Source organism: Streptomyces sp. NPDC051133 (assembly GCF_040682635.1).
GTDB lineage: Bacteria > Actinomycetota > Actinomycetes > Streptomycetales > Streptomycetaceae > Streptomyces.
On record NZ_JBFBBK010000023.1, the window covers coordinates 108,928 to 130,187 of the forward strand.

Here is a 21,260-nt window from a genome sequence, read left to right on the forward strand (position 1 = left end):
GCCACCACCGACAACGCCCCCGCGCGAGCGGCCCGAACACCTGGACGCAGAAAAACTGCTTGCACGACCCCGTTAGACTTGGCCCCATGGCCATTCTCCTCGCGCATTAGACGGCGGGAACGTCCTCAGCCGCCCACCCGCCAATCCCTGTACGCCCTGGAGTCTGTCCGTGATCTCCGCCTCCGGTATCGAGCTGCGCGCCGGCGCGCGCGTCCTCATCGAGAACGCCACCTTCCGCGTCGCCAAGGGCGACCGCATCGGCCTCGTCGGCCGCAACGGCGCAGGCAAGACCACCCTGACGAAGTGCCTGGCCGGCGAGGGCATCCCCGCCGGCGGCCAGATCACCCGCTCCGGCGAGGTCGGCTACCTTCCGCAGGACCCCCGCACCGGCGACCTGGACGTCCTCGCCCGGGACCGCATCCTGTCCGCGCGCGGACTCGACGTGCTGATCCGCAAGATGCGCGAGAACGAGGAGCGCATCGCGAACGGCAAGGGCGGCACCCGCGAGAAGGCGCTCAAGCAGTACGAGCGCCAGGAGACGGAGTTCCTCACCAAGGGCGGGTACGCGGCCGAGGCCGAGGCCGCCACCATCGCCGCCGCGCTGAACCTGCCCGACCGGGTGCTCGGCCAGCCGCTGCACACCCTCTCCGGTGGTCAGCGCCGCCGTATCGAGCTGGCCCGGATCCTGTTCTCGGACGCGGACACCCTGCTCCTGGACGAGCCGACCAACCACCTCGACGCGGACTCGATCATCTGGCTGCGGGACTACCTGAAGACCTACCGCGGCGGCTTCATCGTGATCTCCCACGACGTCGACCTGGTCGAAACGGTCGTCAACAAGGTGTTCTACCTGGACGCCAACCGGTCCATGATCGACGTCTACAACATGGGCTGGAAGCTCTACCAGCAGCAGCGCGAGGCCGACGAGAAGCGCCGCAAGCGCGAGCGCGCCAACGCCGAGAAGAAGGCCGCCGCCCTGCACTCGCAGGCCGACAAGATGCGCGCCAAGGCCACCAAGACGGTCGCCGCGCAGAACATGGCCCGCCGCGCCGACAAGCTGCTCTCCGGTCTTGAGGCGGTCCGCCAGTCCGACAAGGTCGCCAAGCTCCGCTTCCCGGAGCCCGCGCCCTGCGGCAAGACCCCGCTGATGGCCGAGGGCCTGTCGAAGTCGTACGGCTCACTGGAGATCTTCACCGACGTCGACCTGGCCATCGACAAGGGCTCCCGGGTCGTCATCCTCGGGCTCAACGGCGCCGGCAAGACCACCCTGCTGCGACTGCTCGGCGGCGTGGAGCAGCCCGACACCGGCGAGGTCGTCCCCGGCCACGGCCTCAAGCTCGGCTACTACGCCCAGGAGCACGAGACCCTGGACCCCGACCGCACGGTCCTGGAGAACATGCGCTCCGCCGCGCCCGACATGGACCTGGTCGAGGTCCGCAAGGTGCTCGGTTCGTTCCTGTTCTCCGGTGACGACGTCGACAAGCCGGCCGGAGTGCTCTCCGGTGGCGAGAAGACCCGTCTCGCCCTCGCCACCCTGGTCGTCTCCTCGGCGAACGTGCTGCTCCTGGACGAGCCGACCAACAACCTCGACCCCGCCAGCCGCGAGGAGATCCTCGGCGCCCTGCGCACCTACAAGGGCGCGGTGGTCCTCGTCACGCACGACGAGGGCGCCGTCGAGGCGCTCCAGCCGGAGCGGATCATCCTGCTGCCGGACGGTGTCGAGGACCTGTGGGGCTCCGACTACGCGGATCTCGTCGCCCTGGCCTGAGCGGAAGAGCGATCCGCGAAGTGCGATCCGCACGTGTGATCCGCGGAGCAGTGATCCACTGCGTATGGATCATTCGGCCGAGTCGTGATCCATCATCTGTGTGAGATCTCCTCGTATCGAGGTGTGTCCTACACCGATCTCGCGGCCAATCCCTTGCGCGCCAAGGGATCGGCCGGTTCGCGTCGCTGACCTGGCACTTCGTGAATCCACCCGTTCGGCCCTGCGGACGCGAACCGCTGGAATCCCTTGTTCCGCTTGTGGGGATGCGCTCCTGTCGTCACAACGATGTCTCACGGACCTTGCCGAATGGGTGGCCATCACGCCCCGGAGGGGTGATCATGAGGAGACCAGAGCGCACTTCCCATGAGGAGGCACGGGTGGCCGAGACTCTGAAGAAGGGCAGCCGGGTGACCGGCGCCGCGCGCGACAAGCTCGCGGCAGACCTGAAGAAGAAGTACGACTCCGGTGCGAGCATCCGGGCGCTGGCCGAGGAGACCGGCCGCTCGTATGGCTTCGTACACCGGATGCTCAGCGAGTCGGGCGTCACGCTGCGTGGGCGTGGCGGAGCGACCCGGGGCAAGAAGGCCGCTACGTCCTGACTCCGGGCGGCCCATCGTCTTCGATGGTGGCCACCCGGTCGGCACCGTGATCGGCCGGGTGGTTACTGTGCAGTCACTTAGCATGCCGTACGGCACTGCGTGATGACCGCACCCATCGGAGGCGCCCCATGGCCACGCCCGACCAGGACCTCGCTCCTGTACTCGACAAGGACGGCGTACGGCTCACCGTCGACGACGCGCTCGCCACGGTGACGCTGACCAATCCGGCCAAGCGCAACGCGCAGAGCCCCGCCCTGTGGCGGGCGCTCACCGAGGCCGGCCGGCTGCTGCCGGGCTCCGTCCGGGTCGTCGTGCTGCGCGGCGAGGGCAAGTCCTTCTCCGCCGGGCTGGACCGTCAGATGTTCAGCCCGGAGGGGATTGCGGGCGAGCCGACCTTCATCGACCTGGCACGTCGTGACGACGCCGGGCTCGACGCGACCATCGCCGAATTCCAGGAGGCGTTCACCTGGTGGCGGCGCAGCGACATCGTGTCCGTCGCCGCCGTCCAGGGGCATGCCATCGGAGCCGGGTTCCAGCTCGCGCTCGCCTGCGACCTCAGGGTCGTCGCGGACGACGTGCAGTTCGCCATGCGCGAGACCAGCCTCGGCCTCGTCCCCGACCTGACCGGCACTCACCCGCTGGTCGGGCTCGTCGGATACGCCCGCGCGCTCGAGATCTGCGCGACCGGGCGGTTCGTCGGGGCCGAGGAGTCCGTGGCGTCGGGCCTGGCCAACCTCGCCGTGCCCGGCGACCAGTTGGACGAGGCCGCACGGGACCTGGCCGCGGCGCTGCTGGCCGCGCCGCGCGACGCGGTCGTCGAGACCAAGGCGTTGCTCCGTGGTGCCGTCGACCGCACCTACGACGAGCAGCGTGCGGCCGAGCGAGCCGCTCAGGCCCGGCGGCTGCGGGACCTCGCCGGTCTCGGCGAATAGCGTCCAGCTCCACGCGCGCGTGCGGGTGCGGGTGCGGTGGCGCGGGTTGCCTGGTTCCGACCGGTCTCGGCGAATAGCGTCCAGCTCCACGCGCACGTGCCGGTGCGACGGCGGGCTGATCGGGTTCGGCCGGCCGGTGGAGGGCGTTTCGGCCGTCAGCCGGCCCGCGTCACCAGTAGGGCCACGGCCGACCGGTCCGCCAGTGCGTCGCGCGCGGCTGCGCGGGCGCGCCGGGCCAGGTCGAGGGGCCGGTGGTCAGCTCCACGCGCGCGTGCACGTGCCGGTGCGACGGAGCGGGCTGATCGGGTTCGGCCGGCCGGTGGAGGGCGTTTCGGCCGTCAGCCGGCCCAAGTCACCAGTACGGCCACGGTCGGCCGGTCCGCCAGTGCGTCGCGTACGGCTGCGCGGACCTGCCGGGCCACGTCGAGGGCCCGGTGGCCGGTGCCGGTGGTCAGCTCCACGCGCACGTGCCGGTGCGGCAGAGCCGCACCGTCCGTGCGCTCCTCCACATGCACCGCCCGGCCCAGGCCGCCGAGCGAACCCGTCAGTCCGGTCACCCCGGGCACGGCCAGCACGACCTCGGCCACGCGCGCCTCGTCCGGGTCCGTGACCTCCCGGGCGGGGGCGGGCCGGGGCGCACGTACCGCGGGAGCCGGCTCGTCCGTCTCCAGCAGGTCCGTCACCCGCAGGTCCACCTCGGTGACCGTGAGCCCGAGCCGCTCCGTCGCCGCCGTCGTCAGCACCCGCCGCAGCCGGGCCGCCGCCGTGGGCAGGGGCTCGGCGGCCGTCGCCGCGAAGTCCGCCGTCACCCGCAGGGCGCCCGGCGGCAGCGCGCTCGGCGGAGCCGGCACGACGGACTCCCGCACCTCCTCCGGATCGGCCGGAGCGATCCGCAGCGTCCCCAGCCGGACTCCCGGCGCACCCTCGGCTGCCGCGCGCCCCAGAACCTCCCCGGCCGCCCCCTCGGTGATCCACGCGCCGTCACCGGGCCCGCCGAGCGGCACCAGCCTGCCCAGCCCCACCTGGTGCCGCACCATCCGAGTCCACTGCTCCGCCGTCATTCCTCCAGCCTGCCCCATCCCCGGGGCGCGGTCGCGCAACCTTGCTTACGGTGGTGGCAGGACGACGACCGAAAGGGACGTAACGGCTATGACCGACATGACGACGACCCCAGAGGACGGCCCAGAGCCGCAGCTGTCGGCCCGCAGGACCACCCGGCGCGGCGGCGGCGATCCGGCGACCCGCGGGCGGACCACCATCGCCGACGGCGTGGTGGAGAAGATCGCCGGACTCGCGGCCCGGGACGTGGTCGGCGTCCACGCGATGGGCAGCGGATTCTCCCGCACCCTCGGCGCCGTGCGCGACCGCGTGCCCGGCGGCAAGTCGGTGACCCGGGGCGTGAAGGCCGAGGTCGGCGAGGTGCAGACCGCCCTCGACCTGGAGATCGTCGTGGACTACGGCGTCTCGATCGGCGACGTGGCCCATGCCGTCCGGGAGAACGTGATCGCCGCGGTGGAACGCATGACCGGACTCGAGGTGGTCGAGGTCAACATCGCGGTGAGCGACGTCAAGCTGCCCGACGAGGAGGACGAGGAACCGGAGCCCCGGATCCAGTGAGACCCGGCATCCGACCCCGCACACGGGATGAGCTGAGGAGCGCTGCATGAACATGGCCGTGGCCGGCATGATCGCCGGCCTGGCGCTGGGCTTCGCCGGGTACTTCGGCGGCTTCGGCGCCTTCCTGCTGGTGGCGGCGCTGGGCGCGATCGGCTTCGTCATCGGCCGGTTCGCGGAGGGCGACCTCGAACCGGGCGACTTCTTCCGCATCCGCGACCGGCGTGACCGGCGGCGGTGACCGGGGGTGAGCGCCGAGACCGGCACGCTGCGCCCGCCGCCGGTCCGCGTGCCGGCGGGGGAGCGCGGCGCCACCCGGATCGCCGACCGGGTCGTCACGAAGATCGCCGCACAGGCCGCCCGCGAGGCGCTGGCGCCCCTGCCCGGCGAGGCGGCGGCCCCGCACGCCACGGTCGTGGTCCGGCACGGCGCGGCCCGCGTCCATGTCCGTCTCGACCTCGCCTACCCCTGCGACATCGGCGCCCGCTGCGCCGCCGTGCGTCGTCAAGTCACCGAGCGGGTAGGCGCGTTGCTGGACATGGAGGTGTCCGAGGTCGCCGTCCGGGTGGAACGGCTGCACCCGGCACCGTACGGGAGGGCGTGATGAGCGAGCCGCGGACGACCAGCCCGACCCTCGACCTCGGCAAGGACCCCGGCGGCACCCGTCCCGAACCGGCCGGCAGCGGCCGGCTCTGGTCGCCGCGCCGCGTCCCCGCGGGCATCGTCGCCGTCCTCCTCGCGGCCGGTGCCGGCCTCCTGCTCTACGACATCGCCGCCGTACGCGCCCACCGCTCCGCGATGCACTGGCGCCGCGCACTCGCCCGGCAGCTGGCGACCCGGCCGCTGGACGACACCTGGGTGCTCACCGGCGCCGGCGTCGCCGCCGCCCTCGGCCTGTGGCTGGTCGCCCTCGCGCTCACCCCCGGCCTGCGCGGCCTGCTGCCCATGCGGCGCCCGCATCCCGACGTCCGCGCCGCCCTCCACCGCGACGCGGCGGCCCTGTTCCTGCGCGACCGGGCCATGGACATCTCCGGGGTGCGGGCGGTACGCGTGCGGATGCGCCGCAAGAAGGCCGGCGTCCGCGCCGTCTCGCACTTCCGCGACCTGGACGACGTCCGCGCCGACCTGGACACCACGCTCACCGCGACGGCCCGGGACCTCGGTCTGACCCGGCCGCCCGCAGTCTCGGTGCGCGTGACCCGGCCCGGACGGAAGGGGTGACGGCGATGCGCTCGGGCGTTCTCAACCGTGTCCTGCTCGCCCTCGTGGGCCTGGTCCTGCTGGCCGTCGGCGGCTCGGTCCTGGCGGTCGCCCTGGGCGCGCGGCCGCCCTCCTGGTGGATCCACACCGGCCCGCACGACGTCCTGCTGACCAGGGCCGAGCGCACGCACTGGCGCGGCGCGGACTGGTGGTGGCCGGCGGTCATGGGGGCCTTGGCCGTCGTGGTCCTGCTCGCCCTGTGGTGGCTGACTGCGGTGCTGCGCCGCCGCCGGCTGACCGAGGTCCTGGTCGACACCGGCGACGGCAAGGGCGCCCTGCTGCGCGGCAGGGCCCTGGAGTCGGCCCTGGCCGAGGAGGCGGCCCGCCAGGACGGCGTGTCGCACGCGCAGGTCCTCCTGAGGGGCCGCCGCCGTACGGCGCCCGGGGTGAGCGCCGGGCTCCAGCTGGAACCGGACGTGGCCCCGGCGGCGGCCCTGGAGACGTTCACCGCCGGGTCACTGGCCCATGCGCGCGAGTCGGCGGGCCTGGCGGCGCTACCGGCGGAGGTGCGCCTGCGGGCGGTCAGGCACCGCGCGGAGAGGGTGACGTGAGCGCCGATGCCCCACGAGGCCCGGGCCCGCCCTAGAACCCGTGCCGCATGCCCCCGTCCACCGGCACCATGATCCCCGTCAGATAGGACGCGGCCGGCGACAGCAGGAACGCGGCCACCCGGCCGAACTCCTCCGGCGCCCCGTACCGCCGCAGCGGGATCCGCGCCTCGTTCGCGGCCCGGGTGGCCTCCGGGTCCGCGGACAGCCCGTCCAGCTCGCGCACGCGATCGGTGTCGATGCGCGCCGGCAGCAGCCCCACCACGCGGATTCCGCGCGGCCCCAGCTCGTCGGCGAGCGACTTGGCGAAGCCCGCGAGCCCCGGCCGCAGCCCGTTGGAGATGGTCAGCCCCGGGATCGGCTCGTGCACCGACCCCGACAGCACGAACCCGATCACCCCGCCCGGCCCCAGCTCGGCCGCCGCCGCCCGGGCGAGACGCACCGCGCCGAGGAACACCGACTCGAACGCGGTGCGCCACTGGTCGTCCGTGTTGTCGGCGACGAACCCCGGCGGCGGTCCGCCCACGCTCACCAGCACCCCGTCGAAGCCGCCGAAGTGCTCACGGGCGGTCGCGACGAGCCGCTCGGGCGCGTCCGCGGCGGAGTTGTCGACGGCCACGCCCACCGCGTTCGGGCCCAGTTCGGCGGCGGCCTCGGCGACCCGCTTCTCGTCCCGGCCGCTGATCACCACCTTCGCCCCGTCGGCGACGAGCTCGCGCGCGGCGGCGTTGCCCAGCCCGCGCGTGGCGCCGGTGACCACGTACACCCGGTCCTTCAGTCCAAGATCCATGGTTCCTATCCTGCCCGGTCCGTCTCGTCGCCCCCGAAGAGGGTGAGGGCGCTGTTCACCAGGCCGATGTGGCTGAAGGCCTGGGGGTAGTTGCCCAGATGGCGGCCGTCGACGGGGTCGTACTCCTCCGCGAGCAGACCCACGTCGTTGCCGAGGCCCACCAGCCGGTCGAACAGCTCGCGCGCCTCCTTCCTACGGCCGGTCATGTGCAGCGCGTCGGCGAGCCAGAACGAGCAGGCGAGGAACGCGCCCTCGCCGCTCGGCAGCCCGTCGACGACCGAGCCGTCGGGGGCCTCGGTGTCGTAGCGGCGCAGGAAGCCGCCGTGGCCGAGGTCGTCGCGGATCGCGTCGACCGTGCCGACGACCCGGGGGTCGTCCGGGGGCAGGAAGCCGACCCGCGGGATGAGCAGCAGCGCGGCGTCGAGCTCCCGGGAGCCGTAGTACTGCGTGAAGGTGTTGCGTTCCGCGTCGAAGCCCTTCTCGCACACCTCCCGGCGGACCTCGTCGCGCAGCCGGCGCCACCCGTCCAGATCGCCGCCGAGGTCGTCGTGGCTCTCCAGGGTCCGCACGGCCCGGTCGGCGGCCACCCACACCATCACCTTGGAGTGCACGAACTGGCGTCTGCCGCCGCGCACCTCCCACAGCCCCTCGTCCGGCTGCCGCCACGCCGACCGGAGGAACTCCATCAGCGAACGCTGCATGGCCCACATGTGCGGCCGGGCGGACAGGCCCGAGTCGCGGGCCAGCGACAGCGAGTCCATCACCTCGCCGTACACGTCGAGCTGGAGCTGGTCGACCGCGCCGTTGCCGGTGCGTACGGGCGCGGAGCCGGCGAAGCCGGGCAGCCAGGGCAGCTCGGTCTCCGACAGCCGCCGCTCGCCCGCCACCCCGTACATGATCTGCAGGTCGGCCGGGTTGCCCGCGACCGCGCGCAGCAGCCAGTTGCGCCAGGCCTCGGCCTCCTCGTGATAGCCCGCGGTGAGCAGCGCGCCGAGGGTGAGGGTGGAGTCGCGCAGCCAGCAGTACCGGTAGTCCCAGTTCCGCACCCCGCCGGGCTTCTCCGGCAGCGAGGTGGTCGCGGCGGCGACGATCCCGCCGGTCGGGGCGTAGGTGAGCGCCTTGAGGGTGATGAGGGAGCGGACCACGGCGTCCCGGTGGGGGCCCTCGTAGCGGCAACGACCGGCCCAGCGCCGCCAGTCGGTGACGCTGGTCTCCAGCGCCTGGTACGGGTCGACGAGCGGCGGGCGCCGCTCGTGCGAGGGGTGCCAGGTCAGCACGAACGCGACCCGCTCGCCCTCGGCGACGGTGAACTCCGCATGGGTGCCGAAGTCCTCGCCCCAGGTGCGCACGGCCGGCTCGGCGCGCAGCCAGACCGAGTCCGGGCCGGCGACGGCCACCCGGTGGCCGTCCGAGCGGCGCACCCACGGCATGACCGAGCCGTAGTCGAAGCGCAGGCGCAGCGTGCTGCGGACGGTGACCCGGCCGCTGACACCCTCGACGATGCGGACGACGTCGGGGGCGCGGTCGCGTTGCGGCATCAGGTCGGTGACGCGGACGGTGCCGTCGGCCGTCTCCCACTCGGTGTCGAGGACGAGGGTGTCGCGGCGGTAGGCGCGGCGGGTGCAGGTGTCCGCGCCCTCGGGGGCGATCCGCCAGTGGCCGTGGCTCTCGTCGCCCAGCAGCCGGGCGAAGCACGCGCCGGAGTCGAAGCGCGGCAGACACAGCCAGTCGATCGAGCCGTCCCTGCCGACCAGGGCGGCGGTCTGCTCGTCGCCGATGAGGGCGTAGTCCTCGATGCGCGCGTTCACGGGATGCGGTTTCCCGGCCGGCCGGGGGACCAATCAGGTGGGTGCGCTATACGGTGGCCGGTTCCGTCGCCTCCGGCGCCGCCTTGGCCTCGGCCTCCTCCTGGTCGCGGATCTCGCGCCGGACCAGGAACCACCAGCCGACCGGTACGGCCGCGGCGAACAGCCACCACTGGATCATGTAGGCGTAGTTCAGCGGGGCGTCCTCGCTGCCGGGGTCGGAGATCTGCTCCGGGGAGCCGCTCTTCGGCGTGGGCGCGGTCTGCTCGACGTAGCCGCCGAGCACCTGGGCGCCGAGCCGGTGCGTCTCCTCCGCGCTGTCGATCAGCATGATCTGCCGGTCGGGCAGGCCCTTGACGTTCTTGATGCCGCTCGCCGCGGTCGTCTCGTCGGCCATCAGCCGCCCGGTGACGGTGGTCCGGCCGGCCGGCGGGGCGGGGATCTTCGGGAAGGCGGTCTGCACCCCGTTCGCGGGGATCCAGCCGCGGTTGACGAGCACGACCTTGCCGTCCGTCAGGACGAGCGGGGTGAGCACGTGGAAGCCGACCTCGCCGTCGGAGTTGGTGCGGCGCCGGACCACGACCTCCCGGGCGGTGTCGAAGGTGCCGGTCGCGGTGACCGTGCGGTACTTCTCCGTGCGGGTCACCGTGTGCCCGGGGGAGGTGAGCCGCTCGACGGGGACCGGCGCGGCGTGCAGGGCCGAGGAGACCAGGTCGTTGCGGGCCGTGCGCTCCTCGTACCGGTGCTGCTGCCAGAAACCCAGCCTGATCATCGTCGGGATCAGCGCGATCGCGACGATCGTGAGGATCACCCACTGCAGGGAGAACAGGAAGCGGTAGCGGTGCACCCCACGACGGTACCTCCGGGCCGTGGGGTGCATTCAGGCGGGTACCGGGTCACACCCGGTCGACGATCCCCGTCCTCCCCTCGGCGCGGGCGCAGTGGGCGCCGCAGTACCACTTGCCCTCGGCCTCCACGCCCTGGCCGATGATCTGCACGCGGCAGTGCTCGCAGATGGGGGCCATGCGGTGGATCGCACAGGAGAAGCAGTCGAACACGTGCACAGCGCCCTGTGCGTGGACCTCGAAGGTCATTCCATAGTCATTGCCGCAGACTTCGCATTTCGCCATGGGCCACAGGGTGAGCCGTCGTCCGGGCGCGGGCGAGCGGCGGCCGGGTGAGTCGTACGGCAATCACCCGTTCGTACGGTCATCCCGCCGGTCGCGCACCGCCGTACGGTCACCTCACCCGCCGCGGACCGTCAGCCGTCGGCGGGGTCCACGTCCCGGAGCAGCTGGCCGAAGGCCGCCTCGTCCACGATCGGGGTGCCGTACTGCCGTGCCTTGACGGTCTTCGAGGTGCCCGAGTCCGGGTCGTTGGTCACCAGCAGGCTGGTCAGCCGGGAGATGCTGGAGGCCACGTGCAGCCCGGCCTCGGTCGCCCGGTCCTCCAGCAGCTCCCGCTCGGTCGAGGTGTCGCCGGAGAACGCCACCCGCATGCCCTGTTTGAGCCTTTTGCCGTCTTCGTAGCGGCCGGGGTTGGGGTAGGGGCAGGCGGGGCGCCTGCGGGACGGACGCCAACTGCCGGACCGGTAGCCGCCGTAGCCGCCGGACGACTGCCGGGGCACCGGACGGTCCGACCACTCCGTCAGCGGGCGGCACTCCAGCAGCGGCAGCCGTACGCCGCTCGCCGCCGCGGCCCGCAGGCTCGGCCGGAACGCCTCTGCCAGCACGCGCGCGTCGTCCAGCGCGTGGTGCGCCCGCTGCTGGACGACCCCGTAGTGCGCCGCCAGCGACTCCAGCTTGAAGTTGGGCAGCGGCAGCCCCAGCTCCTTCGACAGCGCGATGGTGCACAGCCGCTGCCGCACCGGCGCCTCGCCGCGCACGCGCGCGTACTCCCGCGCGATCATCTGCCAGTCGAAGACGGCGTTGTGCGCGACGAGCACCCGGCCGTCCAGCCGGGCCGCGAACTCCCCGGCGACGTCCGCGAACAGCGGCGCGCCGTCGAGCACCTCGCTCGTCAGACCGTGTATCCACACCGGGCCCGGATCCCGCTCGGGGTTGACCAGCGTGTACCAGTGGTCCTCGACCTCGCCGCGGGCGTCCAGCCGGTAGACGGCCGCCGAGATGATCCGGTCGTCCCGGGCCAGGCCGGTGGTCTCCACGTCAACGACCGCGTATCCCTTCGGATACGCGGCCGGCCACTGGGTGGGGGAGGACACTGCGGTCGCACGGTCTTCGAGCATGGTCATTGAGGATACGGGCCGCGACCGACAGCGCCGTCCCTCAGGTGCCGGCGCACACCTGTGCGGCGGTGCCGTACCGCACGCCGCCGTCCCTCAGGCGCCCGGCGCCGACAAAAGGGACCGCACCAGCGCCCCCACGGCCGTCAGGAACAGCTGCTCGGTGTCCGGCGGGCACGCCAGCGCGCGGGCCAGTGCCGGATCGTCCCCGGCGGTCTCGGCGCCCCACAGCTCCTCTTCACCGGGATGCTGCGCCGGGGCCCGCTCGCGGTTGCGCTCGACCAGCACGTGCCCGACGACCTGGAACTGCACGGCCCGCACGAACTCGGCGGCCCGGGCGCCGCGCAGCCCGGCCGCGTGCGCCTCGCGCACCAGGGCGCGCTGCGCCGGCAGGAACATCCGCTCGGTCAGGCCCCGCTCGTGCACCAGGGCGACCAGGTGCGGGCGGTCGCGCAGCCGGCGGCGCAGGCCGAGCGCGACGGAGACCACCCGCCGCTCGGGTGTGCGCCCGGACGGGCGGATCTCGCCGAGGTCGGCGACCGTCCGCTCCACCAGCGCGTCGAGCAGCGCCTCCCGGCCGCCCACGTGCCAGTAGATCGACGTCACGGCGGTGCCGAGTTCGGCGGCGAGCCCGCGCATGGTCAGCGCACCGGGGCCGTGCCGCTTCACCAGCCCCGCGGCGGCGTCCAGCACCGCGTCCCGGCTCAGCGCGCTCTTCGCCCCGGTCGTCATGCGCCCCCCGAACGTCGGTCCGTCCACGTGTCTTTACCCCGCCCGCGGTCTGCTGTAACAGTGTTACAGGTGACGGTCCGTCAGGAGAAGGGCGGTACGGCGAATGGCACGCGTACGGTACGGCGCACGCACCGAGCGGGAGATCGCCGCCACGCGCACCGCGGGCGCGCGGCTCCCCGACATCTGGTCCACCGGGGTGGTGGCCGTCTGGGAGACCGACCCGGACGCGGTCGCCGCGGTCCTGCCACCGCCCCTGAAGCCCACCGGAAGTCCGCTCGTCCGGCTGAACATCAGCAAGGTCGACCTGCCCGGACACCCGCTCGGCGCGGGCTCGTTCGCGGTCGCCGCCGCCCACGGCACGGTCGAGGGCTGGTACCCGCTGGTCATGCCGATGACCCACGAGCGCGCCCTCACCGGCGGCCGGGAGGTCTTCGGGGAACCCAAGAAGCTCGGCGAGGTGACGGTCGAGCGCGAGGGACCCGCCGTACGGGCCCGCCTGGCCCGGCACGGCATCACGTTCGCCGAGGTGCGCGGCACGGTCACCGGCGAGCTGCCGGCGCCGGAACCCTCGCGCAAGACCGACTTCTACTTCAAGTTCCTCCCCGCCGTGGACGGATCCGGCTTCGACACCGGCCCCCTGCTCGTGCACTGCGTGCGCCACGAGCGGGTGCGCCGGCTGGAGGGGGTCACCGGGGACGTCGTCCTGCGCGAGTCGCCCTACGACCCGGTGGCCGACCTGCCGGTGCTGCGCCTGCGCGAGATCACCCTCGGCGAGAAGACCAGCGACCAGAGCGGCCGGGTGGCCGAACGGGTCGACGCGCAGGCCCTGTTGCCCTACGTCCACCAGCGCTACGACGACCCGCTGCAGGTCCTCGACGCGCCGCCCGAGGGGAGCCGCTGATGCGCCTCGAAACGGGACAGGTCGCCGTCGTCACCGGGGCGGCGAGCGGGATCGGGCTCGCGATGGCCCGGCGGTTCGCGGCCGAGGGACTGAAGGTGGTCCTCGCCGACGTCGAGGCGGCGGCCCTGGAGAAGGCGGCGGCGGACCTGCGCGCCGAGGGCGCCGACGTGCACGCGCGCGTGGTCGACGTCGGCGAGCGCGACCAGGTCGTGGAGCTGGCCGAGGAGGCCTACGCCACCTACGGCGCCGTGCACGTCCTGTGCAACAACGCGGGCGTCGGCTCGGGAGCCGAGGGCCGCATGTGGGAGCACGACCCCAACGACTGGCGATGGGCCTTCGCCGTCAACGTGTGGGGCGTCTTCCACGGTGTCCAGGCGTTCGTCCCCCGGATGCTCACGTCGGGTCAGCCCGGTCATGTGGTCAACACGTCCTCCGGCGACGGCGGTATCGCCCCCCTGCCGACCGCCTCCGTCTACGCGGTCACCAAGGCGGCCGTCGTCACCCTGACCGAGTCGCTGTACGCCCATCTGAAGGCCGAGCACGCGCGCGTGGGCGCCTCGGTGCTCTTCCCCGGCCCGCACATGCTGCGCACCGGCCTGTGGGAGTCCCACCGCAACCGGCCCGCCCGCTACGCCAAGCAGCGTCCGCGCCGGACCCCGTACCGCAGCCTCGACCAGTGGGAGGCGGCGATGCGCGCGGCCGGCGAGGAGGTCCGCTTCACGCCCGTCGAGGAGGTCGCCGACCTCGTCGTGGCCGGCATCCGCGCGGACCGTTTCTGGCTGCTCCCGGCCGGTGAGCACAGCGACGCCCAGATCCGCGCGCGGGCGCGGTCGATGCTGGACCGCGCGAACCCGTCGTACCTCGAGCGCTTCGTCCTGGACTGAGAGGGGGGCCGTGATGAGCGACACCGTCTCCGCAGCGGACCCGTACCTGATCATCTCCTCCGACTGCCACGCCGGGCTGCCCACCGAGCGGTACCGGCCCTATCTGGAGTCACGCTTCCACCGGGACTTCGACGAGTTCCTCACGGGCCGTGACCGGCGCCGCGAGGAGATGACCCGGCTCGGCATCCGCAACGAGGCCTTCGCGGCCCGCTGGTTCGAGGACAACGAGGAGGGGCTGCGCGGCGGCTGGGACGCGGGCCGGCGCGTCAAGGAACTGGACGGCGACGGCGTGGCCGCCGAGGTCGTCTTCCCGGACGCCGACGCCGTCGACAGCGGGACGGCGGCCCCCTTCGGCGTGGGCCTCGGCCTCTCCGGCGACCACGACCCGGAGCTGGGCATGGCCGGCGCGCGGGCGCACAACCGCTGGCTCGCCGACTTCGTCTCCGCCCACCCCGAACGGCACTGCGGGGTCGCCCTGCTGCCGGTCACGGCCCCCGTGGACCAGGTCGTCGCCGAGATCCACCGGGCCAGGGAGTCCGGCCTCGGCGCCCTGATGATCCCGTCCATGTGGGCCGGCAAGGAGCCGTACCACGACCGCCGTTACGACCCCGTGTGGGCGGCGGCGGCCGCGTGCGCCATGCCCGTGCTCACCCACTCCGGAGCCGCCCCGCGCGAGGAGTACGGCGACCACCTCGGCATCTACGTCTCCGAGGTCACCTGGTGGCCGGCCCGCCCGCTGTGGTTCCTGCTCTGGTCGGGCGTCTTCGAACGCCATCCGGGGCTGCGCTTCGGCATCGCCGAGTCCGGCTGCTGGTGGCTGCCGAACCTGCTGTGGTTCATGGACCGGCTCTACCTCGGCGCGCACGGCGGCAAGAAGCTCTCCCCCTTCCAGGAGCTGAAGCGCCCGCCGCACGAGTACCTGGACCGGCAGGTCTTCGTCTGCGCCACCAACACCAAGCGGCGCGAGCTGGCCCAGCGGTACGAGATCGGTGTCGACAACATCCTGTGGGGCAGCGACTTCCCGCATCCCGAGGGCACCTGGCCCGACACGCGCGCGTGGCTGCGCCGCACGTTCCACGACATCCCCGTCGCCGAGACCCGCCGCATGCTCGGGCTCGCCGCGGCCGAGGTCTTCGGCTTCGACGTGGAAAAGCTCACGCCGCTGGCCCGGCGCATCGGCCCGGCCCCCGCCGACCTCGGCCAGCCGGCCGACCAGGCGGCCGTCGAGGCGTCCTGGGCGCGCTCGCGCGAGGTGGGCCGGCACTGGCTGACGGACGAGGACTTCCCGGCGCTGGGGGTGACGCGGTGAACGACGACGCGAGGAGCGGTCCGGCGAACGACGACCGCTACACGGTGATCTCCGCCGACTGCCACGCCGGCGCCGACCTGCTCGACTACAGGCCGTACCTGGAGAAGCGGTACCACGACGACTTCGACGTCTGGGCGGCCACCTACGTCAACCCGCACGAGGACCTGCTCGCCGACACGGCCGACCGGAACTGGAACTCCGAGCGGCGCCTGGCGGAGCTGGAGGCGGACGGGATCGTCGCGGAGGTGATCTTCCCGAACACCATCCCGCCCTTCTTCCCGTCGAGTTCGCTGATGACGCAGCCCTCGACCGCCGAGGACCTGGAGCGGCGCTGGGCGGGACTGCGCGCCCACAACCGCTGGCTCGCGGACTTCTGCGCCGCCGCACCGGGCCGCCGGGCCGGCGTCTTCCAGATCCTCCTGGGTGACGTCGACGAGGCGGTCAAGGAGATCGGGCGGGCCGCCTCGGCGGGCCTGAAGGGCGGCCTGATGCTGCCCGGCACCCCGCCCGGCTCCGGCCTGCCCGAGCTGTACTCGCGGACGTACGACCCGATCTGGGCCGCCTGCGCGGAACTCGGCGTCCCCGTCAACCACCACGCCGGCTCGGCCTCCCCGCCGCTCGGCGAGGAACCGGCCGCCCGCGCGGTGTTCATGGTGGAGACGACCTGGTTCTCCCACCGCGCCCTGTGGCACCTGGTGTTCGGCGGCGCCTTCCGCCGTCACCCGGAGCTGAGGCTGGTCCTGACCGAACAGGGCTCGGGCTGGATCCCCGGGGTGCTCGGCATGCTGGACTACTACCACGGCCGCCTGGTCGCGGCGGCCACGAAGGCCGCGACGGCCGAGGCCAGGTTCGGTGCCGGACTCGCCGAGGGGATGGGCGCGCCCCCCTCCGAGGTCTGGCGCGACCAGTGCTTCGTCGGCGCCAGCTTCATGCGCCCCCACGAGGTGCCGCTGCGCGACCGCATCGGCGTCGACAAGATCATGTGGGGCAGCGACTACCCGCACGACGAGGGCACCCACCCCTACACCCGCGAGGCCCTGCGGTTCGCCTGCGCGGGCGTGCCGCACGAGGAGCTCGCGGCCATGCTCGGCGGCAACGCGGCCCGCGTCTACGGCTTCGACCTCGGCCTCCTGGACCCCATCGCGGCGAAGGTGGGCCCCACGGTGTCCGAGATCGCCGAACCCCTGCCGGAACCGCCGGCGGACGCCACCAGTCCGGTCTTCGCGCGGGGCGCGTCCCTTCGGGTGTGGTGACGGCGGGTGCTCCGGTGACCATCGCCGTGATGGTCACCGGAGCGCGGCCGGGAGAGCGTCGGTGCGGCGCGGGTGGCCGCGTGAGTGCGATCCTCCCTGCTGTGACGGAACCCACCCACGACGAGAACCACGGGGGCGCGCTCGGCTCGCGGCTGAACTGGCTGCGGGCCGCCGTGCTCGGCGCGAACGACGGCATCGTCTCCACCGCGGGCATCGTCGTCGGCGTGGCCGGCGCCACCCAGAGCCGGGCGGCCCTGATCACCGCCGGGCTGGCCGGACTGCTCGCCGGGTCGATGTCCATGGCGGCCGGCGAGTACGTCTCGGTCTCCACCCAGCGCGACTCCGAGATGGCCGCGCTGGCCGTGGAGAAACGGGAACTGCGCGAGCAGCCGGAGGCCGAACTGAGGGAACTGACCGCACTGCTTCAGGAGCGCGGACTGTCCCGCGAGGTGGCCCGCGAGGCCGCCGAGCAGCTCACCGCGCGGGACGCGCTGCGGGCACACGCGCGCGTGGAGCTGGGCATCGACCCCGACGAGCTGACCAACCCCTGGCACGCGGCCTGGGCGAGCTTCCTCGCCTTCACGGTGGGCGCCCTGTTGCCGCTGCTGGCCATCGTCCTGCCCCCGGCGGACCGGCGGCTCGCCGTCACCGTCGTCTCCGTGCTGGCCGCGCTCGTCGTCACCGGCTGGACCAGCGCCCGTCTCGGCGCGGCGGCCCCGAAGCGAGCGGTGCTGCGGAACGTGCTGGGCGGCGCCCTGGCCATGGGGGTCACCTACGCGGCGGGCACGCTCCTGGGCGCGGCGGGAGTCTGACGGGACGGCCCCGAGCACCCCGTGCCGGGCCGGGCCGGCGGCCGGTCGCGCCGTGGGTGGCCGGGGCACCCTCCGCAGGCCGGGGCACTCTCCGCAGGCCGGGGCACCCTCCGCGCGCGGCCCGGGCCGGCGGCGGCGTACCGTGAAGGGCGCTGCGCTCGACCACCCCCTGAGCGCACCGCACATCTCCGCACCACCCCCGCACGAGAAGGACCCGCCATGCGCGCCACCACCATCCACGCCCCGTTCGACATGCGCGTGGAGGACGTCCCCGAGCCGGTGGTGCAGCTGCCCACCGACGCCGTCGTGCGGGTGCTGCGCGCCTGCATCTGCGGCAGCGACCTGTGGGCGTACCGCGGGGAGGCGGCCCGGCAGCCGGGGCAGCGGATCGGGCACGAGTTCCTCGGCATCGTCGAGGAGACCGGCTCCGAAGTGGGCACGGTGCGGCGCGGTGACCTGGTGGTCGCCCCCTTCATGTGGTCCGACGGCGTCTGCGACTACTGCCGCGAGGGCCTGACGACGTCCTGCGAGCACGGCGGCTTCTGGGGCTCCGTCGGCCACGACGGCGGCCAGGGCGAGGCGGTCCGCGTGCCCTTCGCCGACGGCACCCTCGTCCAGCTGCCCAAGGACGCGGCCTCCGACGACCATCTGCTGTCGGCCCTGCTGACCCTCTCCGACGTCCTCGGCACCGGCCACCACGCGGCGCTCGGTGCGGGCGCCCGCCCCGGTGCCACGGTCGCCGTGGTCGGGGACGGCGCGGTCGGCCTGTGCGCGGTGCTGGCCGCCAAGCGGCTCGGCGCGGAGCGGATCATCGCGCTGGGCCGGCACACCGTCCGAACCGACATCGCGCGCCGCTTCGGCGCCACCGACGTCGTCGCCGAGCGCGGCGACGCGGCCGTCGAGGCCGTCCGGGAACTCACCCGCGGCCAAGGCGCACACGCCGTCGTCGAGGCGGTCGGCACCGAGCAGTCCATGCGGACGGCCGTCGACGTCACCCGGGACGGCGGCGCGATCGGCTTCGTCGGCGTGCCCCACGGCAGCGGCACCGGCCTGGACCTCGGCGTCATGTTCGACCGGAACATCGCCCTGCGCGGCGGTGTGGCGCCGGTCCGCGCCTACATCCCCGACCTGCTGCCCGACGTCCTCGACGGCACGATCGACCCGTCGCCGGTGTTCGACATGACCGTCGGCATCGAGGGCGTCCCCGACGGCTACAAGGCCATGGACGAGCGCACCGCCCTCAAGGTGCTCGTCACCAACGACCGGTAGGCCGTCCCGGCCGGTCACGACCAGCGGACCGGCAGCGGCAGCGCGCTCAGCAGACCCGAGACCGCGACGACCGCGCCCAGCGCGATCACCTCGGCCCGCGCGGGCGCGCACGCGGTCAGCGGGTCCGCCGCGCGGCCCAGCCGGATCCGCGCCCACAGGGCGAGCAGGGCGACGCCGGCCACCAGGACCACCTTGGCCAGCAGGGTCCGTCCGTACGCCGTCGTCGTCAGCTGGTCCAGGATCGTCGCCGGCGGCATGCGCCGCAGCGAGCTCCACACGCCGGTCGCCGTGACGGCGGCGAGCAGCACGGCCGCCACGCGCGCGTAGCGGCCGAGCAGCGCGGTCCCGGCCGGGCAGCCCGGCCACAGCCGCAGGGTCCGCACGGTGTGCAGCAGCCCGCCCGTCCACAGCGCCGCGCAGGTCAGGTGCACCAGCGTCAGCCCCGAACCGACCAGCGGGCTCTGCTCGGCCGGAGGATGGGCGCGCAGCGCCTCGGCGACCACGACCGCCGCAGGCGGCCACAGCCGCGCCGCCGTGCGTCCCGTGACGGCGCACAGGGCCGCCAGCAGGAACGCGTTGACCTCCAGCAGGGCCAGCTTGCCGTCACGGGTGCCGTACAGCCCGCCGACGTCGATCTGGCCGAGGCGGTGCGGGACCAGATCGCCGGCGGACACCACCGAGGCGAGCGCCAGCGCGGCGACGAGTCCGGCGGCGGTCGCGGGCAGCGCCCAGCTGCGCGGCCGTTCGGGTGGCACGCCGGGCAGCCCGTGGGCGAGCCGCCGCACGAACAGCTCACCGAGGGGCACGCACAGCGCGGCGAACAGCACCGTGCGCAGCAGGGCCGTGCCGCCCACCCCCGGAGCGGCGGCCTCGCCCGTGCCGTGCAGCGCCGCCGACGGCCCGAGCAGCGGGATCAGGACGCCCAGCGGCACCAGGGCCAGCACGGCGACGGCCCGGCCGATGCCGGGCCGCCGGCGGGGGCCGGACGCGTCGGCCGGGTCGGCGCTCGGTCGTATGAGGGTCATCCCATGATCTTCACCAGCCGTCGCAGAACCGGGCAAGTCGGCGAAAACAACTGGCGGTACATCATTCCGTCCATATGCCTGGTTCCGGCCACGCGTGCGTCGCCGCCGCCCGCGCCCTCACCGCCAGGCGGCCGGGTCCGTGCCCCACGGCACCGGAGGCCGCGCCCAGCCGGCCGGGCCGCCGTCGAAGGTCACCGGCGGCAGGGCGTGCCGCAGCCGCCCGAGCGGGCCGTCCGTCTCGCCGAGCCAGGGCTCCGGGCCCTCGTACGGCACCCCCGTGGCCGGGGACGGCCGGATCTCGTCCGTCAGCCGGTGCGCGGTCCGGGCGAGGGCCAGCCGTACGCACCGGCTGCCCCCGTCGTACGACTGCTCGGTCAGCGCCCGCAGCACGGCGGCCGCCAGCAGATAGCCGGTGCCGTGGTCCAGGGCCTGCGCGGGCAGCGCGCCCGGCCGCCCGGCCGACCCCTCGGTCACCGCGATACCCGTCGCCACCTGCACCAGGCTGTCGAAGCCGCGCCGGGCGCCCCAGGGCCCGTACGCACCCCATGCCGAGACCTGCGCCACGACCAGGCCGGGCCGGCGCGCGGCCAGTGCCCGCGGGGAGAGCCCGAACCGGTCCAGGGTGCCGGGCCGGTACCCGGTGACGACGACATCGGCCGAGGCGAGCAGGTCCTCGAAGGTGTCCCGGCCGGCGCCCAGGTCGAGCGCGGCGGACCGCTTGCCGAAGCCGGTGTCGGCGTGCTGGTCCGCGAGCTCGGGCAGCCAGGGGGCGTCCAGGCGCAGGACGTCCGCGCCGAGCAGGGCCAGGGTGCGGGTGGCGACCGGGCCCGCCAGGACCCGGGTCAGGTCCAGCACGCGCAGCCCGGCGGCGGGCAGCAGGGGAGTGGCGGCGGGGTCCGCCGGGGGGAGCACGCGCGCGGGAGCGGTGTCGAGGCGCTCCCGCTCCACCAGTGGCCGGGCGGCCAGCGCGGCGGACTGCTCGTGCCCGGCCCATTCCTCGGGCGTGCGCAGGGCCACGGCGAGGCCGCCGGCGTCCTGGACCGTCTCCTCGACGTCGAGCGCGGAGCGCTCGGCGAGCAGGCCGGCCACCGCATCGGCCGAGGCGTCGGCGGGCAGGCCCAGGGCGCCGAGCAGCCGGTCCCGGTGGTGCGGGTAGTTGGCGTGGGTGCGCACCCAGCCGTCGGCGGTCCGCCAGAAGCGGGACAGCGGCGCGAAGGAGACCGGCGCCCGCCCGTCGACCAGCAGCAGGCGTTCGCTGTGGAAGGCGGCCGCGACGGCGCCGTCGTCGACCAGGACGCCGGGTACCTCGGAGCGGCCCGTCCGGCGGGCCGCCAGTTCCGCGGCGGCCAGCGCGCACGCCCCCACGCACGCGCGTGCGAGCTGCCGTACGGGAAGGCGCGCCGGGAGGGCGTCAGGCCGCTCGACCGTCGTCACCCGGGAGACGAGGGCGGGATCGCCGCCCAGTGCAGTCCACGCGATCGCGATATCCGTCATGACTGCACTATGCATTATTGATT

General features: G+C 74.1%; 23 protein-coding genes. 14 read left to right on the forward strand and 9 right to left on the reverse strand.

Annotated elements, in window-relative coordinates; translation table 11 throughout:
• Positions 1-169 precede the first annotated feature (169 nt).
• From AB0N17_RS23955 to AB0N17_RS23965, 3 genes are all read left to right on the forward strand, one after another.
• Positions 170-1,768, forward strand: coding sequence for an ABC-F family ATP-binding cassette domain-containing protein (locus tag AB0N17_RS23955; RefSeq protein ID WP_366013486.1), 1,599 nt, complete (start codon positions 170-172; stop codon positions 1,766-1,768).
• Between the two features lie 377 nt (positions 1,769-2,145).
• The gene (locus AB0N17_RS23960; RefSeq protein ID WP_010355597.1) at positions 2,146-2,367 is read left to right on the forward strand and encodes a helix-turn-helix domain-containing protein; all 222 of its coding nucleotides are present in this window, start codon (positions 2,146-2,148) and stop codon (positions 2,365-2,367) included.
• 128 nt (positions 2,368-2,495) lie between these two features.
• Positions 2,496-3,299: an enoyl-CoA hydratase/isomerase family protein gene (locus tag AB0N17_RS23965; RefSeq protein WP_366013487.1), complete on the forward strand. Its 804-nt coding sequence runs from the start codon at positions 2,496-2,498 to the stop codon at positions 3,297-3,299.
• A gap of 338 nt (positions 3,300-3,637) precedes the next feature.
• Here AB0N17_RS23965 and AB0N17_RS23970 read toward each other — a convergent pair whose 3' ends face one another.
• A complete protein-coding gene (locus tag AB0N17_RS23970) occupies positions 3,638-4,360 on the reverse strand; it encodes a nucleopolyhedrovirus P10 family protein (RefSeq protein WP_366013488.1) in 723 nt (240 codons plus the stop codon).
• An 88-nt stretch (positions 4,361-4,448) separates the two neighbouring features.
• On the opposite strand from AB0N17_RS23970, the gene AB0N17_RS23975 reads away from it, so the two are divergent.
• From AB0N17_RS23975 to amaP, 5 genes are read left to right on the forward strand one after another with little or no spacing between them, the layout of a single operon-like run.
• Complete coding sequence (locus AB0N17_RS23975; RefSeq protein ID WP_366013489.1) at positions 4,449-4,916, forward strand: Asp23/Gls24 family envelope stress response protein; 468 nt, start codon at positions 4,449-4,451, stop codon at positions 4,914-4,916.
• Between the two features lie 46 nt (positions 4,917-4,962).
• Positions 4,963-5,154: a hypothetical protein gene (locus AB0N17_RS23980; RefSeq protein ID WP_366013490.1), complete on the forward strand. Its 192-nt coding sequence runs from the start codon at positions 4,963-4,965 to the stop codon at positions 5,152-5,154.
• A 6-nt stretch (positions 5,155-5,160) separates the two neighbouring features.
• Complete coding sequence (locus AB0N17_RS23985) at positions 5,161-5,517, forward strand: hypothetical protein (RefSeq protein ID WP_366013491.1); 357 nt, start codon at positions 5,161-5,163, stop codon at positions 5,515-5,517.
• Positions 5,517-6,134 (forward strand): DUF6286 domain-containing protein, encoded by a 618-nt coding sequence (locus tag AB0N17_RS23990; protein WP_366013492.1) that lies wholly within the window; start codon positions 5,517-5,519, stop codon positions 6,132-6,134. Before AB0N17_RS23985 ends, AB0N17_RS23990 begins: the two co-directional genes overlap by 1 nt.
• Positions 6,135-6,139: 5 nt before the next feature.
• Positions 6,140-6,724 (forward strand): alkaline shock response membrane anchor protein AmaP, encoded by a 585-nt coding sequence (gene amaP / locus AB0N17_RS23995; RefSeq protein ID WP_366013493.1) that lies wholly within the window; start codon positions 6,140-6,142, stop codon positions 6,722-6,724.
• A 31-nt stretch (positions 6,725-6,755) separates the two neighbouring features.
• Here amaP and AB0N17_RS24000 read toward each other — a convergent pair whose 3' ends face one another.
• From AB0N17_RS24000 to AB0N17_RS24025, 6 genes are all read right to left on the reverse strand, one after another.
• Positions 6,756-7,511, reverse strand: coding sequence for an SDR family oxidoreductase (locus tag AB0N17_RS24000; protein WP_366013494.1), 756 nt, complete (start codon positions 7,509-7,511; stop codon positions 6,756-6,758).
• Between the two features lie 5 nt (positions 7,512-7,516).
• Positions 7,517-9,319, reverse strand: coding sequence for a glycoside hydrolase family 15 protein (locus AB0N17_RS24005; protein WP_366013495.1), 1,803 nt, complete (start codon positions 9,317-9,319; stop codon positions 7,517-7,519).
• A gap of 46 nt (positions 9,320-9,365) precedes the next feature.
• Entirely contained in the window at positions 9,366-10,196 is an 831-nt protein-coding gene (locus AB0N17_RS24010; RefSeq protein WP_366013496.1) for an SURF1 family protein, read from the reverse strand.
• A gap of 16 nt (positions 10,197-10,212) precedes the next feature.
• Positions 10,213-10,446 (reverse strand): hypothetical protein, encoded by a 234-nt coding sequence (locus AB0N17_RS24015; RefSeq protein WP_366013497.1) that lies wholly within the window; start codon positions 10,444-10,446, stop codon positions 10,213-10,215.
• A 131-nt stretch (positions 10,447-10,577) separates the two neighbouring features.
• Entirely contained in the window at positions 10,578-11,561 is a 984-nt protein-coding gene (locus AB0N17_RS24020; protein WP_366013498.1) for a DEDDh family exonuclease, read from the reverse strand.
• 93 nt (positions 11,562-11,654) lie between these two features.
• Positions 11,655-12,290, reverse strand: coding sequence for a TetR/AcrR family transcriptional regulator (locus tag AB0N17_RS24025; RefSeq protein ID WP_366013499.1), 636 nt, complete (start codon positions 12,288-12,290; stop codon positions 11,655-11,657).
• 103 nt (positions 12,291-12,393) lie between these two features.
• Here AB0N17_RS24025 and AB0N17_RS24030 point away from each other — a divergent pair, with 103 nt between their 5' ends.
• The 6 genes from AB0N17_RS24030 to AB0N17_RS24055 all read left to right on the forward strand — a co-directional run bounded on the left by AB0N17_RS24030 (position 12,394) and on the right by AB0N17_RS24055 (position 18,718).
• Entirely contained in the window at positions 12,394-13,191 is a 798-nt protein-coding gene (locus tag AB0N17_RS24030; protein ID WP_366013500.1) for an acetoacetate decarboxylase family protein, read from the forward strand.
• Positions 13,191-14,075 (forward strand): SDR family NAD(P)-dependent oxidoreductase, encoded by an 885-nt coding sequence (locus AB0N17_RS24035; protein WP_366013501.1) that lies wholly within the window; start codon positions 13,191-13,193, stop codon positions 14,073-14,075. The genes AB0N17_RS24030 and AB0N17_RS24035 overlap by 1 nt, the downstream gene beginning before the upstream one ends.
• A gap of 13 nt (positions 14,076-14,088) precedes the next feature.
• Positions 14,089-15,384, forward strand: a complete 1,296-nt coding sequence (locus AB0N17_RS24040) for an amidohydrolase family protein (protein ID WP_366013502.1) — start codon at positions 14,089-14,091, stop codon at positions 15,382-15,384.
• Complete coding sequence (locus AB0N17_RS24045) at positions 15,381-16,637, forward strand: amidohydrolase family protein (protein WP_366013503.1); 1,257 nt, start codon at positions 15,381-15,383, stop codon at positions 16,635-16,637. The genes AB0N17_RS24040 and AB0N17_RS24045 overlap by 4 nt, the downstream gene beginning before the upstream one ends.
• Before the next feature lie 101 nt (positions 16,638-16,738).
• The gene (locus AB0N17_RS24050) at positions 16,739-17,449 is read left to right on the forward strand and encodes a VIT family protein (RefSeq protein ID WP_366013504.1); all 711 of its coding nucleotides are present in this window, start codon (positions 16,739-16,741) and stop codon (positions 17,447-17,449) included.
• A 219-nt stretch (positions 17,450-17,668) separates the two neighbouring features.
• The gene (locus AB0N17_RS24055; protein WP_366013505.1) at positions 17,669-18,718 is read left to right on the forward strand and encodes a zinc-dependent alcohol dehydrogenase family protein; all 1,050 of its coding nucleotides are present in this window, start codon (positions 17,669-17,671) and stop codon (positions 18,716-18,718) included.
• A gap of 14 nt (positions 18,719-18,732) precedes the next feature.
• Here AB0N17_RS24055 and AB0N17_RS24060 read toward each other — a convergent pair whose 3' ends face one another.
• Both AB0N17_RS24060 and AB0N17_RS24065 read right to left on the reverse strand, forming a co-directional pair.
• Positions 18,733-19,743 carry a CopD family protein gene (locus tag AB0N17_RS24060; RefSeq protein WP_366013506.1) on the reverse strand — a complete coding sequence of 337 codons (1,011 nt, stop codon included), beginning with the start codon at positions 19,741-19,743 and terminating at the stop codon, positions 18,733-18,735.
• Between the two features lie 117 nt (positions 19,744-19,860).
• Positions 19,861-21,237 (reverse strand): CoA transferase, encoded by a 1,377-nt coding sequence (locus AB0N17_RS24065; RefSeq protein ID WP_366013507.1) that lies wholly within the window; start codon positions 21,235-21,237, stop codon positions 19,861-19,863.
• Positions 21,238-21,260 lie beyond the last annotated feature (23 nt).

What these genes read in the sequence shown, in the direction of transcription:
- AB0N17_RS23965 (WP_366013487.1), top strand. Translation starts at nt 2,496, where the DNA reads ATGGCCACGCCCGACCAGGACCTCGCTCCTGTACTCGACAAGGACGGC.
- AB0N17_RS23970 (WP_366013488.1), bottom strand. Translation starts at nt 4,360, where the DNA reads ATGACGGCGGAGCAGTGGACTCGGATGGTGCGGCACCAGGTGGGGCTG.
- AB0N17_RS23975 (WP_366013489.1), top strand. Translation starts at nt 4,449, where the DNA reads ATGACCGACATGACGACGACCCCAGAGGACGGCCCAGAGCCGCAGCTG.
- AB0N17_RS23980 (WP_366013490.1), top strand. Translation starts at nt 4,963, where the DNA reads ATGAACATGGCCGTGGCCGGCATGATCGCCGGCCTGGCGCTGGGCTTC.
- AB0N17_RS23990 (WP_366013492.1), top strand. Translation starts at nt 5,517, where the DNA reads ATGAGCGAGCCGCGGACGACCAGCCCGACCCTCGACCTCGGCAAGGAC.
- amaP (WP_366013493.1), top strand. Translation starts at nt 6,140, where the DNA reads ATGCGCTCGGGCGTTCTCAACCGTGTCCTGCTCGCCCTCGTGGGCCTG.
- AB0N17_RS24000 (WP_366013494.1), bottom strand. Translation starts at nt 7,511, where the DNA reads ATGGATCTTGGACTGAAGGACCGGGTGTACGTGGTCACCGGCGCCACG.
- AB0N17_RS24010 (WP_366013496.1), bottom strand. Translation starts at nt 10,196, where the DNA reads ATGCACCCCACGGCCCGGAGGTACCGTCGTGGGGTGCACCGCTACCGC.
- AB0N17_RS24015 (WP_366013497.1), bottom strand. Translation starts at nt 10,446, where the DNA reads ATGGCGAAATGCGAAGTCTGCGGCAATGACTATGGAATGACCTTCGAG.
- AB0N17_RS24020 (WP_366013498.1), bottom strand. Translation starts at nt 11,561, where the DNA reads ATGCTCGAAGACCGTGCGACCGCAGTGTCCTCCCCCACCCAGTGGCCG.
- AB0N17_RS24025 (WP_366013499.1), bottom strand. Translation starts at nt 12,290, where the DNA reads ATGACGACCGGGGCGAAGAGCGCGCTGAGCCGGGACGCGGTGCTGGAC.
- AB0N17_RS24030 (WP_366013500.1), top strand. Translation starts at nt 12,394, where the DNA reads ATGGCACGCGTACGGTACGGCGCACGCACCGAGCGGGAGATCGCCGCC.
- AB0N17_RS24035 (WP_366013501.1), top strand. Translation starts at nt 13,191, where the DNA reads ATGCGCCTCGAAACGGGACAGGTCGCCGTCGTCACCGGGGCGGCGAGC.
- AB0N17_RS24040 (WP_366013502.1), top strand. Translation starts at nt 14,089, where the DNA reads ATGAGCGACACCGTCTCCGCAGCGGACCCGTACCTGATCATCTCCTCC.
- AB0N17_RS24055 (WP_366013505.1), top strand. Translation starts at nt 17,669, where the DNA reads ATGCGCGCCACCACCATCCACGCCCCGTTCGACATGCGCGTGGAGGAC.
- AB0N17_RS24060 (WP_366013506.1), bottom strand. Translation starts at nt 19,743, where the DNA reads ATGACCCTCATACGACCGAGCGCCGACCCGGCCGACGCGTCCGGCCCC.
- AB0N17_RS24065 (WP_366013507.1), bottom strand. Translation starts at nt 21,237, where the DNA reads ATGACGGATATCGCGATCGCGTGGACTGCACTGGGCGGCGATCCCGCC.